The sequence below is a fragment of the Polaribacter sp. R2A056_3_33 genome (assembly GCF_019278485.1).
Classification (GTDB): domain Bacteria; phylum Bacteroidota; class Bacteroidia; order Flavobacteriales; family Flavobacteriaceae; genus Polaribacter.
On the sequence record NZ_CP058984.1, the window covers coordinates 3,545,950 to 3,560,890 of the forward strand.

Annotated in this window: 11 protein-coding genes; 7 read left to right on the forward strand and 4 right to left on the reverse strand. The window is 30.9% G+C overall.

Annotated features, from left to right (window positions below):
* Nucleotides 1-16: 16 nt before the first annotated feature.
* From H0I29_RS14910 to H0I29_RS14925, 4 genes are all read right to left on the reverse strand, one after another.
* Nucleotides 17-3,910 (reverse strand): choice-of-anchor L domain-containing protein, encoded by a 3,894-nt coding sequence (locus tag H0I29_RS14910; protein ID WP_218753041.1) that lies wholly within the window; start codon nt 3,908-3,910, stop codon nt 17-19.
* Between the two features lie 65 nt (nt 3,911-3,975).
* Nucleotides 3,976-5,172 (reverse strand): alanine dehydrogenase, encoded by a 1,197-nt coding sequence (locus tag H0I29_RS14915; RefSeq protein ID WP_218753042.1) that lies wholly within the window; start codon nt 5,170-5,172, stop codon nt 3,976-3,978.
* 7 nt (nt 5,173-5,179) lie between these two features.
* Nucleotides 5,180-5,587, reverse strand: a complete 408-nt coding sequence (gene tsaE / locus H0I29_RS14920; protein WP_218753043.1) for a tRNA (adenosine(37)-N6)-threonylcarbamoyltransferase complex ATPase subunit type 1 TsaE — start codon at nt 5,585-5,587, stop codon at nt 5,180-5,182.
* A gap of 310 nt (nt 5,588-5,897) precedes the next feature.
* A complete protein-coding gene (locus H0I29_RS14925) occupies nt 5,898-7,451 on the reverse strand; it encodes a bifunctional response regulator/alkaline phosphatase family protein (RefSeq protein WP_218753044.1) in 1,554 nt (517 codons plus the stop codon).
* A gap of 269 nt (nt 7,452-7,720) precedes the next feature.
* Between H0I29_RS14925 and H0I29_RS14930 the strand changes: the two genes are divergently transcribed.
* From H0I29_RS14930 to sucD, 7 genes are all read left to right on the forward strand, one after another.
* Entirely contained in the window at nt 7,721-8,944 is a 1,224-nt protein-coding gene (locus H0I29_RS14930; RefSeq protein ID WP_218733702.1) for an HD domain-containing protein, read from the forward strand.
* 45 nt (nt 8,945-8,989) lie between these two features.
* Nucleotides 8,990-10,033 carry a UDP-3-O-(3-hydroxymyristoyl)glucosamine N-acyltransferase gene (gene lpxD, locus H0I29_RS14935; protein ID WP_218753046.1) on the forward strand — a complete coding sequence of 348 codons (1,044 nt, stop codon included), beginning with the start codon at nt 8,990-8,992 and terminating at the stop codon, nt 10,031-10,033.
* Nucleotides 10,026-11,417: a bifunctional UDP-3-O-[3-hydroxymyristoyl] N-acetylglucosamine deacetylase/3-hydroxyacyl-ACP dehydratase gene (locus tag H0I29_RS14940; RefSeq protein ID WP_218733706.1), complete on the forward strand. Its 1,392-nt coding sequence runs from the start codon at nt 10,026-10,028 to the stop codon at nt 11,415-11,417. Before lpxD ends, H0I29_RS14940 begins: the two co-directional genes overlap by 8 nt.
* Nucleotides 11,418-11,420: 3 nt before the next feature.
* Entirely contained in the window at nt 11,421-12,206 is a 786-nt protein-coding gene (lpxA, locus tag H0I29_RS14945; RefSeq protein ID WP_218733708.1) for an acyl-ACP--UDP-N-acetylglucosamine O-acyltransferase, read from the forward strand.
* Nucleotides 12,207-12,298: 92 nt separating this feature from the next.
* The gene (gene efp / locus H0I29_RS14950) at nt 12,299-12,865 is read left to right on the forward strand and encodes an elongation factor P (protein WP_218753048.1); all 567 of its coding nucleotides are present in this window, start codon (nt 12,299-12,301) and stop codon (nt 12,863-12,865) included.
* Nucleotides 12,866-12,951: 86 nt separating this feature from the next.
* Entirely contained in the window at nt 12,952-13,872 is a 921-nt protein-coding gene (locus H0I29_RS14955; protein WP_218753050.1) for a UDP-3-O-(3-hydroxymyristoyl)glucosamine N-acyltransferase, read from the forward strand.
* A gap of 180 nt (nt 13,873-14,052) precedes the next feature.
* A complete protein-coding gene (gene sucD, locus H0I29_RS14960) occupies nt 14,053-14,925 on the forward strand; it encodes a succinate--CoA ligase subunit alpha (RefSeq protein ID WP_218730350.1) in 873 nt (290 codons plus the stop codon).
* The last annotated feature ends 16 nt before the right edge of the window (nt 14,926-14,941 follow it).

The following is a 14,941-nucleotide window of genomic DNA, read 5'->3' on the forward strand; positions in this document are numbered from 1 at the left end:
TTTTAAACAATATTACTTATTTTCTTATTAAAGAAAAGTGAGATCTAAAAATTGCAGGGTCTCCATCTGTATTTGTGTATTTTAATACATACCAATAATCTGTACTTGGCATCCTATTACCGTTACTACTTAAACCATTCCAACCAGGGCCACTCGGTTTTATAGTTTTTATGAGTATACCAAACCTGTCAAAAATATCTATTGTTGCTGTTGGGTCATCTTTTAAATCAGTAATATTCCAATAATCACCTTCATCTGGGTTAAAATAAACTGGATTATTTAAGGCAGTAAACTCAAGTTCTATATCATTACAAATATTGTCAAGGTCTCTAATTGTAACAATATAAGAGCCACGACTTATATTTCTAAATATATTGTTTGTAGAGAAATCTGTACCATTTAAAGAATATGTATAATTACCTAAACCTTGTTCGATTGTGTTTATTTCTATTTCGTATGAACTAGAGAAATTTTCTGATAAGATATTTACTTCAAATTTAGGAGTAGAACTTTCTATTACCACTTCTGTAGGGCGATAATTACAGTCAGTACTACTATTAGGGTTATTTATATCAATCTTTCGTGTAGCTTCTATTCGGTATGTACCAACTTTATCAGCTTCCCATTCTGCACTAGAATTGTCAAATAAATCTCCATTTAAATACCATTTTATATCATAAGCACTTGAATCTATTCCTGTTTCTATTAAGAAAGGATTATTTGTTTCGTTTGTGTCATAATCAACACAAATAGTTCCTCCTTTTGCCTCTATATTTAATAATGGATATAATGTAACTAAAAAGGTACCATCGGCAAAACATCCTGGGTAACCTATAGAGTATGCGCGTACATAAATAGTATTAGTAATAATTTCTGAACTATTATTTGTAATCGTATATTCTGAAGGGGTTATTAAAGTAGTTCTATTTAAATCGCTATAATATTCTACTATAATTTCAGGGGCGGTAATCGAAGGTAACGTAGCGAAACTACATTGGTTTATATCATTTATGACTCCTAAATCTTCTAAATTTGGTTTGGCAAAGATGTTTACTTCAAAAGAACTAATACTCTGACAAGGTTCATATCTAATAGAATTTTCTCCAATAATATAAATTGTTTGGTTTGAATTAATGATATCACCAGCAGTTAAAGGTTCTGTTTTATCAATATTTTTATAATAATTACCATTGGCTAAAACGGGTAGTTCAAAAAAGTCACAAGCTAATATTACATCATCTAATTCATCTACTACCTTGACTAAAATAGTTACTTCAAAACTTTTTTCATTAGTGCAAGTTTCTAAATCTGGGTGTTCGCTGTAGATAAAAATAGTTTGTGTACCCTCTTCAATAAAATCTCCAGGAAACATTTCTGTCCCAGTTCCGTTTGGTCCTCCAGATTCAGTAAAATATCTTCCACTAAAACTTAATATTGGTAACTCAAAAGGGTCACATTTTTTAACATCAGGAAAATCGGGTATTATTGGTTTTTTATTAATAATTACATTAAAATCTGTCTCTACAGTACAAATTGTGTTAGTTTTGTATATATAAATTTTTTGTGAGCTATTTATTTCATCCCCTTCTGATAGTAATATTTGTCCTGGGGCATCAGGACCACCAGATTTTGTGTAATAACTTCCATTTTCTAATGAAGGTAATTTAGGTAAATCATCTTCACAACTTACAATGTCATCAATATCATCTACTTTTGGTAATGGGTTAATGGTTACTGAGATCTCATAACCAGTACAATTTGGTGTAGTGGTTATTTCATTTGCATAATAGTAAATCTTTTGTGTTGAAGTAATTGGAGTTCCTGATGGTATTATTGTTCCATAGGTGTTGTCTGTATAATATTTCCCTATACTTGTAGTTGGTATGGTATAACTACCGCATTCTATGATATCTGGAAATTCACTACGTTTTATAATGGTAACATATAGTCTATTAGATAATAACCCTCCAGAAGTACAGCCAGTAGCTTCATCCTTATTATATATAAATAAACGAATTGTAGATTCTATTAGATCTCCTGGTGAGTATTTTGTACCTGTACCATTATATCCTGTATAATATGCACCACCACTAGGTAATGGGTCTAAAACATACGATTCACAAGTAATAATGTCGTCAATATCATCTACAGGTGGTATTGTATTTAAAACTATCTCAAATTGTTTATTTACACATGCTTCCCCATTAAACTCAGAATAAAAATAGATAGTTGTATCTTCTGTCAAAATTTCACCAGTAGGTAGTAATTCTCCAGTTCCATTTTCTTTTGTATAAAATTTACCTAATGGAGTCTCAGGTATTGTAAAAGATTCACAATGATCTGTAGCAATATTATAATTTTCAGCAAAGTATACTTTAAAACTTGTTTGACTGGAGCAACCTGTAGTCTCATTTTTATTGTAAATATAAATTGTACTTTCAGTTGTGATTTTTTTACCTACAGCCAATTTGTCACCAATACCTCCAGATTTAGTAAAATACTCTCCATGTATTAGGTTTGGCAACGCATATTCGTTACAAGCATAAGCATCTGGTAATTGGTCTACTAAAGGAGGAGAAGTAATGCTTACATTAAAACTAACAATATCAAAACACTCTTTATCAGTAATAGATAATCTTGCCCAAAGCGTAAATGCATTTGTTGTTATTGGATAATTTGTAGGGTTTGTAATTGGATTTCTGCTATTGTTAGCATCATCTATAGATTCAAAGTAATCAATAGTGTAGTTAGATAGTGGTGCTCCATTTAATATTTGACTTTGTACTTTATCTGGAATATTAAGTGTTGTATCTTCTGTACAAATATCAATATCGTCTGGAGTTGTTGCTTTTAATGATGTAATTTCTATTTTATCGGTTAATTGACAACTAGGGGCTGTTGAAGATGTAATTGTTAATGCATATGTACCTATAGTGTTAACCGTAATTTTAGTTCCATTATCAGTTAATGGAGTGCCGTTTTTTGTCCACTCAAACTTAAAACCATCAGTTTCATAAAAACCAGAATCTATTATAACATCATCCCCGTTACAAAGTTCTTTATCTGCTTCTAAATCTAAAGAATTATTAAAACTACCTGCTTCTATAAATACTGCAGAGTCAAAACCTGAATTATCATAATCTGCGATAACAAATTTTATTTTGTATTTATTATTTGGCACTACTGATGCTTCGGCTTTTAGTGTCTTTGTAAAACCTCTCATATTTATGGTTGAGTTATTACTATTATCTACATAATAAGTACTAAATAATTCTGCATTCACAGAAGGGCAAAAACCGTTATTATTAATGTCTCTTATATTTTTAACAGAAACATTTTGTTTAATATCTGTAATAGTTGCTATGTTGTTACTTATTCCAGTTTCTAGGTTGGTTAGTATAATAGCGAATAAATCTCTACTATCACATTGAAAAACGCCATATTCATTAGAAGCAAATATGTAATTAAAACTAAAGTTTTTGCTAACAGGTGTGAAGTTAAATTCTAGAGAACCAACATCGATAATGTTTTTATTACCTCCATCATTATCACTAATGTCTTGTAAATCAGAATCTCCACTTAACGAAATTTCACTACTTAACTTTGTATCTGTAAAAGGTCCTTCTGTATCTTTAGCCTTACCTGTTCTTATAATAATACCTTTATTTATAGGGAAATCACCACCATTATTATTAAAAGTGGCAACAGATTTACTTGAAGAAATATCTACGTTAGAAAGATTGATACAAGAGTTATCTATAAGTTGATTAGCTAGTTGTTCTGTTGTTTTGGTATCATCTACCGTTACCGTTTGAGAAAAGGTAGAAAATGTAAGTAATAACGCAGCAACAAAAAATATAGATTTAAAAAATCTATTTAGGTTACTCGTTTTAAATTTTAAATGTTTCATACTAATAAATATTTATAATAGAAAAATATTGATGTTATGAGGGAAGGTTAATTTTAGGGGGAAGGTTAAATAATTAATAAATTAATATCTCTAAATGGTAAATCAAACCAATCGGCAACTGTTTTATTGGTAAGAATTCCGTGATAGAAATACATTCCGTTTCGTAAACTTTTATCAAAACGAGCGGCATTTTCAAAACCGCCTTCTTCTGCAATATTTAATAAATATGGGGTAAAAATATTACTTATAGATAAAGAAGCTGTTCTTGCATAACGAGCAGGGATATTTGGTACGCAGTAATGTACAACACCGTGTTTTATAAAAGTAGGTGTTTTGTGCGTAGTAACATTAGAGGTTTCAAAGCAACCACCTCTATCTATACTAACATCTATAATAACAGCTCCTTCTTTCATGGTTTCTACCATTTCTTCTGTAGCACAAATGGGCGATCTATTTTTACCTCTTATGGCTCCAATTGCTACATCTGCACGCATTAATGCTTTTGCAACCGATTTTGGCTGTAGTGTAGAAGTGTAAATAGGTGCGCTTAAAGAATCTTGTAGTTTGCGTAATTTGCTAATAGAATTGTCAAAAACTTTTACTCTTGCACCTAAACCGATAGCTGTTTTTGCAGCGTATTCACCAACCGTTCCGGCACCGAAAATAACAACGCTAGAAGGCGGAACACCACCAATATTACCTAATAATAGACCGTTTCCTTTGTTAATTCCACTCATTAGTTCGGCAGCAATTAATACAGAGGCGGTACCAGCAATTTCACTTAAAGATTTTACAATTGGATAGGTATTATGATCGTCTTTAATATAATCGAAAGCAACGGCAGTGATTCTTTTCTTAGACAAACACTCAAAGTATTTTTTATTTTGAGTTTTTAATTGTAGCGAAGAAATTAGAATTGTTTGCGGATTCATGTATTCGATTTCACTTTCAGTGGGCGGAGCAACCTTTAAAACAATATTGCATTTAAAAGCCTCTTCTACATCATAAGAAATTTTTGCACCTGCTTCAGAATATTCTCTATCTGCATAATTTGCGTTATCTCCAGCACCTGTTTCTATGACAACTCTATGTCCGTGAGCACATAATGCGGAAACGGCATCTGGTGTTAAGCAAACACGTTTTTCACCTAAATAGGTTTCTTTTGGCAAACCAATAAATAGTTCTCCTTTTTGCCTTTTAATTTCCAACATTTCTTCTTGCGGAAGCAATTCTTCTTTACTGAAAGGAGAAAATGAACTCATAGTTAGGTTATTTTAGTTGAATGTTTCGTTGTTCGTTATTTAAAATAGTCAAATAAATTTGAACAGCCTCTAAAGGTAGTAAATTTTCTATATTTTCTGGCCATTCTATTAAACACCAATCATTATTATCTAAATATTCTTCAATTCCCATGTCTAGGGCTTCTTCCTCGTCTGTAATTCTGTAAAAATCGAAATGAAAAACTTTTTCACTATTTGTAGTCTGATATTCATTAACTAAAGAAAAAGTAGGAGAGGAGATGTTGTCTAAAACACCTAATTGTTTGCAGATCTCTTTTATAAGAGTTGTTTTACCTACGCCCATTTGTCCGTAAAATAATAACGTTCTATTTTCTGCGGATGTAATAATCTCAGCTGCAACTTCAGATAAATCTTCTAAAGAGTAATTTTTTTTCATAAAGACAAAAATATAAAAAGTATTCAGTAATCAGTAATTGTTTACAGTCAATAATCTTTAAACTTTATAAATGAAGGAGGAGAGGCTATGTTTTTAATGCTCAGTTTGTTAAATTAAAAAAGTCTAACAAGTAGTTTAAACCTGTCAGACTATTTTTATAATTAATTGTGTTAGCAAACAAGTTTAGCCCTGATTGAAAGGTTTGTTTGAGCTCTTTATTGCTTTTTTTTTTTAGCAATAAAAGCGAGTAGTGAAAGCAGGAAATAGCTTCTAATAATTGAAACTATATAACTTTTACTGCTGTAGTAAACTACTTTTGCTTCGGACTATAAACGGCACATGGAATAATAACTTCTTCTAAAGAAATACCTCCATGTTGATAGGTGTTTTTGTAGTATTTAACAAAGTGATTAAAGTTGTTTGGATACGCAAAAAACAGATCTTCTTTGGCAAAAATAAACGGACTATTCATGGCTACAGTTGGTAAAAAAATGTCTTTTGGATTTCTTACCGCATAGACATCTTTATCTTCGTAAGAAAGACTTCTACCTGTTTTGTAGCGTAAATTGGCACTAATATTTTTATCACCAATTACCTTTGTTGGGTTTTTACAATTGATGGTTCCGTGGTCTGTGGTAATAATTAATTTCTGACCTAATTGTTGTGCTTTTTGTATGATTTCGAACAATGGTGAGTTTTTAAACCAGCTTAACGTAAGACTTCTGTATGCCTTGTCGTCTCCAGCCAATTCCTTTATAACCTCCATTTCAGTTTTAGAATGAGACAACATATCTACAAAATTATACACCACAGCGGTTAAATCGTTTTGTTTGGTTCCGTTATAGTTATCTGCTAATTCTTTACCGTTTTTTAAGGTGGTTATTTTATAATATTCGTGTGTAATATCTAAACCTAAACGTTTTATTTGTGCCGTTAAGAAATCGTTTTCAAACAAATTCATTCCGCCTTCATCGGTGTCATTTTTCCAGAAATTTGGATGACGTTTTTCCATTTCAGAAGGCATTAATCCAGAAAATATTGCATTTCTAGCGTACTGCGTTGCTGTTGGTAAAATAGAAAAATAAGAATGCTCTTGATCCTTTTTGTAATGATTATTTATTAAAGGTTCTAAAATTCTATATTGATCGTAACGTAAATTATCTATAACTACCCATAAAACTCCTTGGTCTTTACTTAATTCTGGTACCACGTAGTTTTTAAAAAGTGTGTGAGAAAAGGTAGGTTTATCGTGTGCTGTTAGAAAATCTTCATAATTTTTTTTGATGAATTTAAAAAACTGACTATTGGCTTCTTGTTTTTGACTTTCTAAAATACCTAACATTCCAGGGTCGCTAATGTTTTCTAGCTCTAATTCCCAATGCACCAATTTTTTGTATAGATCTATCCATTCTTCATAAGAATTTACCATGGCTAAATCCATAGAAATTTTTCTAAATTCTTGTTGGTAGTTAGAGGTAGTTTTTTCTGATATTAAACGAGAATGGTCTAAGTTCTTTTTTAAACTTAATAAAATCTGACTAGGGTTTACAGGTTTTATTAAATAATCTGCAATTTTAGAACCAATTGCTTCTTCCATTATATATTCCTCTTCACTTTTTGTAATCATAACAACAGGCAAATTTGCATGTATTTGTTTAATTTCTGCAAGCGTATCTAGTCCTGTTAATCCAGGCATATTTTCATCTAAAAAAACGATATCAAAATTATGCTCACCTACTAAATCAATAGCATCTGCACCATTGGTAGAAGTAGTTACTTTGTAATTTTTACGTTCCAAAAAAAGAATGTGCGGTTTTAATAACTCTATTTCATCATCTACCCATAAAATTTGTATACTGCTCATATTTTTGTTTATCATTTTAACAATTAAGTATAAAAGTAATTAAAAGTTATACTTTTTAGGTTTTAAAAATGATAAAATATTGCCAATTTTGAGAATATTACTTATAAATGAATTCGTTATTTTTAAAAAGAAATAAGGCTATTAATCATATTTTATTATCAAAGTTTCCTTTTTCTAAATATAATTGCTTTCAGAAAAAACTAAAACTTTAAATTTGCTAGTTCGTGGCATTAATTTGTAATTTGCCATATATTGATAAAAACACTCATTTGAAGAATAAAAAACATAATAAATTAAAGATTTTGAACGACCCTATTTATGGGTTTATACAAATACCAAATACTTTAGTTTTTGATTTAATAGAACATCGTTATTTTCAACGTTTAAGAAGGATTACCCAAATGGGTTTTTCTAATTTGGTATATCCAGGTGCAAATCATACGCGTTTTCATCATGCAATTGGTTGTATGCATTTAATGCAAAAAGCAGTAAGAGTTTTACGTTTTAAGCAAGTAAAAATTTCTGAAGAAGAAGAGAATGGTTTGTATATAGCAATTTTATTGCACGATATTGGTCATGGAGCTTTCTCGCATGCTTTAGAGCATAGTATTGTAAATGGCATTTCTCATGAAGAAATTTCATTAAAATTTATGAGAAAATTGAATGATGAATTTAACGGAAGGTTAGATATAGCTATCGAAATATTTGAGGGAAAATATCCTAGAAAGTTTTTGTGCAAGCTTATATCGAGTCAATTAGATATAGATAGATTAGATTATTTAAAGCGTGATAGTTTTTATACAGGTGTTACAGAAGGTAATATTTCTTCGGATCGGTTAATTGCTATGATGAATGTAAAGGATGATGAATTAGTTATTGAAGGGAAAGGAATTTACTCTGTAGAAAACTTTTTAATTGCTAGACGATTAATGTATTGGCAAGTATATTTACATAAAACGGGTTTAGTCGCAGAAAATATGCTGGTTAATGTTTTAAAAAGAGCAAAAGAATTGGCGGATGATGGAGTAGAATTGTTTGCAAGTACTTCTTTACGTTATTTTCTTTATAAAAAAATATCGCAAGATAATTTTACAGATGAAACTTTAGAAATGTTTTCTAAATTGGATGATTATGATGTAATGTCTGCCATAAAAGAATGGGCAAATCATAGTGATAAAATTTTATCTTTACTATCTATGATGATTGTTAATAGAAAATTGTTGCGTATAGAAATTCAGCAAAAAGAGTTTGAAACCTCAGAATTGAATAAAAAAATAAATAAAGTTTCAAAAAAATTGACGCTTTCAGAAAATGAAGCAAAATATTTTGTTTTCACCAAAAAAATCGAAAATCAAGCATATCAGCAAGAAAAACCTATTTTTATTCTGAATAAAAAGGGAAAACTAAGAGATATTGCCAAAGCATCGGATCAATTAAATTTACAAGCGCTTACAAATCCGGTAATAAAATACTTTATTTGTTATCCAAAATAGAATGAGATTAGCCAAATCACTATAAATTTTATATTTTTGCGCTTAATGAAATTTACAGCACAACAAATAGCAGATATTTTAGAAGGTGACATCGTAGGTAATTCTGATGTTGAAGTTTCTAAATTATCTAAAATAGAAGAAGGAGAAAAAGGTTCTTTAACCTTTCTCTCTAACCTGAAATATAAATCTTTTTTATATACTACAAATGCATCTGTAGTTATTGTTAATAGTACTTTTGTTCCGGAAAAAGAAGTGAATGTAACACTAATAAAAGTAGAAAGTGCTTATGAAGCTTTTTCTAAAATATTAGCATTTTACAATGAAGTTAAAAATAATAAAATGGGTAGAGAAAACCCTCATTTTATTTCTGACTCGGCAAAAATTGGTGTTAATGAGTATATTGGTGCATTCTCTTATATAGGAGAAAATGTGGTTTTAGGAGAAAATGTAAAGGTTTATCCAAATGCTTATATTGGTGATAATTCAATTATTGGTAATAATTGCGTCATTTTTTCTGGAGTAAAAATTTATTCTGAAACAATTATAGGTAATAATTGCAAAATTCATTCTGGATCTATTATAGGTGGAGATGGATTTGGTTTTGCACCAGATAAAAACGGAGTATATACTGCCATACCTCAAATAGGTAATGTTATTATAAAGGACAATGTAGATATTGGCTCTGCTTGTACAATTGATAGAGCCACTATGGGATCTACAATTATTCATGATGGTGTAAAGTTAGACAATCAAATACAAGTAGCCCATAATGTAGAGATTGGAAAAAATACCGTAATTGCAGCTCAAACAGGTATTGCAGGTTCCACCAAAATTGGTGAAAATTGTATGATTGGGGGGCAAGTAGGTTTTGCAGGTCATATAACAATTGGTAATAATGTAAAAATATTAGCCCAAGCAGGTATCTCTAAAAGTTTAAAAGATAATGAGATGGTAAATGGTTCACCTGCATTTAAAATACAAGATTTTAATAAAAGTTCGGTTTATTTTAGGAATCTACCTAAAATAGCATCGAAAATTAGCAATATAGAAAAAGAGTTGAAGTCTCAAAAACTGATAATAAATGAGTAAAAAGCAAAAGACAATTCAGAAAGAGGTAAGTTTATCTGGCGTAGGTATACACACTGGTAACACTGTAAATATGACCATAAAACCTGCACCTGTTAATCATGGTTTTGCTTTTAGCAGAATAGATTTAGAGGGAGCGCCAATTATTGCGGCAAAAGCAGAGTATGTTGTAAATACACAAAGAGGAACTAACTTAGAACGCAATGGAGTTCAAATTCAGACTTCAGAGCATGTTTTGGCTGCTGCTGTAGGTTTAGATATAGACAACCTTTTAATAGAATTAGATTCTTCAGAACCACCAATTATGGATGGTTCTTCTAAATATTTTGTAGAAGCATTAGAAAGTGCGGGTATACAAGAGCAAGATGCAGATATAGAAGAATATGTAGTAAAAGAAATTATTTCTTTTAAAGATGAAGTTACAGGAAGTGAAATTATTTTAATGCCATCAGATGAATACCAAGTTACAACTATGGTAGATTTTGGAACTAAAATATTAGGTACGCAAAACGCAAATCTAGAAAAGATTTCTGATTTTAAAACAGAAATTGCAGATGCTAGAACGTTTAGTTTTTTACATGAAATAGAAATGCTTTTAGAGCACGACCTTATTAAAGGTGGTGATTTAAACAATGCTATTGTATATGTAGACAAAGAATTGTCTGCAGCAACCATGGAAAAATTAAAAACAGCATTTAAAAAAGATAATATAGCTGTTAAACCAAACGGTATTTTAGATAATCTTACTTTACATTGGGCTAATGAAGCTGCAAGACATAAGTTATTAGATGTTATTGGAGATTTAGCTTTAGTTGGTATTAGAATTAGAGGTAAAGTTATTGCTAATAAACCAGGACACTTAATTAATACTTCATTTGCAAAGAAATTAGCAAAAATTATTAAGCAAGAAAAAAGAAATAACGTTCCTCAATACGATTTGAATTTACCTCCTTTAATGGATATTCATCAGATTATGGATGTGCTACCTCATAGACCTCCATTTTTATTGATTGACAGGATTCTAGAGCTTTCTGATACACACGTTGTTGGTATGAAAAATGTAACCATGAACGAGAACTTTTTCGTAGGACATTTTCCAGGAGCACCTGTAATGCCAGGAGTTTTACAAGTTGAGGCAATGGCACAATGTGGTGGTGTTTTAGTTTTACACACGGTACCAGATCCAGAAAATTATCTAACTTATTTTATGAAGATGGATAATGTAAAATTTAAACAAAAAGTTTTACCTGGAGATACTTTAACATTTAAATGTGAGTTAATTACCCCAATAAGAAGAGGTATTTGCCACATGCAAGCGTATGCTTATGCGAACGGAAAAATAGTTGCAGAAGCAGAATTAATGGCTCAAATTGCTAGAAAAAAATAAACTATGAATCAACCTTTAGCGTATGTACATCCGCAAGCAAAAATAGCAAGAAACGTAGTAATAGAACCTTTTACTACCATTCATAATAATGTAACCATTGGTTCTGGAACTTGGATTGGTTCTAACGTAACTATTATGGAAGGTGCTAAGATTGGTGAAAATTGTAGAATTTTTCCAGGAGCAGTAATTTCAGCAATTCCACAAGATTTAAAATTTAATGATGAGGAAACTACTGTAGAAATTGGTAACAATGTAACTATTAGAGAATGTGTTACCATAAACAGAGGTACTTCAGATAGAATGAAAACCAAAATTGGTGACAATTGTTTAATTATGGCGTATTGTCATATAGCACATGATACCTTTGTTGGTGATAATTGTATTTTTTCTAATAATACAACCTTAGCAGGTCATGTTACTATTGGAGACAATGTTGTTTTAGCAGGTATGGTTGCAGTGCATCAATTTGCATCTATAGGAAACCACGCTTTTGTAACAGGTGGTTCTTTGGTAAGAAAAGATGTTCCTCCGTTTGTAAAAGCAGCAAGAGAACCTCTTGCTTATGTAGGTATCAATTCTGTAGGATTAAGAAGAAGAGGCTTTTCAACAGAAAAGATAAGAGAAATTCAGGATATTTATAGAATACTTTTTCAAAGAAATTATAACAATTCACAAGCAATTGATATTATAGAAGCAGAAATGGAAGCAACTCCAGAACGCGATGAGATTATTCAATTTATAAAAGAATCTCATAGAGGAATTATGAAAGGTTACTCTAAAGCGAACTAACTCTTTATAGTAAAGTATCGTTTATAAAGCTTAAAAATAAAATTAACAACTATTGCTTATAGTAAATAACTAAAGGCAAACATCAATAAAATATGGCAACAACATCAGATATTAGAAACGGATTGTGTATTAGATACAACAACGATATATATAAAATTATAGAATTTTTACATGTTAAACCTGGTAAAGGGCCTGCATTTGTAAGAACAAAATTAAAAAGTGTTAGTAACGGTAAAGTAGTAGATAATACTTTTCCTGCAGGAAGAAAAATTGACGATGTACGTGTAGAAACTCATAAATTTCAGTTTTTATATCACGATGGTGAATTTTATCACTTTATGAATGAAGCAGATTATACGCAAATTCGTTTGTTAGAAGCTGCTTTAGACAATCCTGGATTAATGAAAGAAGGAGAGATTGTTACAATTATCATCAATTCTGAAGATAATATGCCTCTTTCTGTTGAAATGCCTGCAAGTGTTATTTTAGAAGTTACCCATGCAGAACCTGGTGTTAAAGGAAACACAGCTACAAATGCAACAAAACCTGCTACAGTAGAAACAGGAGCGTCTGTAAATGTCCCTTTATTTATAAATGAAGGAGATAAAATTAAGATAGAAACTACTAAAGGAACGTATCAAGAACGTATTAAAGAGTAAGAATTAGTGAGCAGTATTCAGTAGCAGTTTGCAGTGCTTACTCAATACTGAAACTGTGACTGATTATTACGACTGAAAACTGAAACATGAAATTCCAAAAACCACAAACGCTTCAGCAAATAGCAACACTAATAGATACTACATTTATTGGTGATGAAAATTTCGAGATTTTAGGAATCAACGAAATTCATGTTGTAGAAAAAGGAGATATTGTTTTTGTAGATCATCCTAAGTACTATGACAAGGCATTAAATTCTGCTGCAACCACAATATTAATCAACAAAAAAGTTGATTGCCCAGTTGGAAAGGCATTATTAATTTCCGAGGATCCTTTTCGTGATTTTAATAAAATCACAAAATATTTTAATCCTTTTATTGCATCTAAAGTAAGTATTGCTGCAACCGCTATTATTGGAGAAGATACAGTAATACAGCCTAATGTTTTTATTGGAAACAATGTTACAATTGGTAAAAAATGTGTAATTCATCCAAACGTAACTATTTACGATAATACATTTATTGGTAATAATGTTACTATACATGCGAATACGGTTTTAGGAGCAGATGCATTTTATTATAAAAATAGACCAGAAGGATTTGATAAATTGATTTCTGGTGGTAGGGTAGTTTTAGAAGATAATGTAGATTTAGGTGCATCTTGTACTATAGATAAAGGTGTAACAGGAGATACGACTATTGGAAAAGGCACAAAAATTGACAATCAAGTTCATGTAGGTCATGATACGAAAATTGGAAAAAAATGTTTAATAGCATCACAAACAGGTATTGCTGGTTGTGTAATTATTGAAGATGAAGTAACAATTTGGGGACAAGTTGGTACAAATAGCGGAATTACCATAGGTAAAGGTGCTATAATTCTTGGTCAAACAGGAGTTACAAAATCTGTTGCGGGAGGAAAAAGTTATTTCGGAACTCCAGTTTCAGAATCAAGAGAAAAATTAAAAGAAATGGCAGAAATAAAACGTTTTTTAAAAGATAGAAAGTAATCTTGATTGTTTTTTTTTGAGAATTAAAACTCATAAAAACATTAAGACTGTCTTGTTCTAAAAAATAAAGGAGCTTAAAACATATAATTATTACTTTTTTATTGATAATAATTTGTTTGAATCCTTTTTTAGAAACTATCAATAAACTATTTTTGTGTAACAAAATAAAATATCAAACCAATGAGTGTTTTAGTAAATAAGAATTCAAAAATTATTGTTCAAGGTTTTACAGGTAGTGAAGGTACTTTTCATGCTGGTCAAATGATTGATTATGGAACGAATGTAGTTGGAGGGGTAACTCCAGGTAAAGGAGGTCAAGAGCATTTAGGAAAGCCTGTTTTTAATACAGTAAAAGAATCTGTAGATGAAGTAGGAGCCGATACTTCAATTATTTTTGTACCACCAGCATTTGCTGCTGATGCAATTATGGAAGCTGCAGACGCAGGAATTAAAGTAATTATCTGTATTACAGAAGGGATTCCTACTGCAGATATGGTAAAAGTAAAAGCTTATATTGATGGTAGAGACTGTAGATTAGTAGGCCCAAACTGTCCAGGAGTAATTACGCCAGACGAAGCTAAAGTTGGTATTATGCCAGGTTTTATCTTTAAAAAAGGTAAAGTAGGTATTGTTTCTAAATCAGGAACTTTAACGTATGAAGCAGCAGATCAGGTTGTAAAACAAGGATACGGAATTACAACTGCAATTGGTATTGGTGGAGATCCAATTATTGGAACTACAACAAAAGAAGCTGTTGAGTTATTAATGAATGATCCAGAAACAGAAGCAATTGTAATGATTGGTGAAATTGGTGGTAATTTAGAAGCAGAAGCTGCAAAATGGATTAAAGCTGATGGAAACAGAAAGCCAGTTGTTGGTTTTATAGCAGGTCAAACTGCACCAGCAGGAAGAACAATGGGGCACGCAGGTGCAATTGTTGGTGGAGCTGATGATACAGCACAAGCAAAAATGAAAATTTTAGCAGAAAACGGAATTCATGTTGTGAGTTCTCCAGCTAAAATTGGTGAAATGATTGCAAAAGTTTTAAAATAAAAACTAATTTTATCTG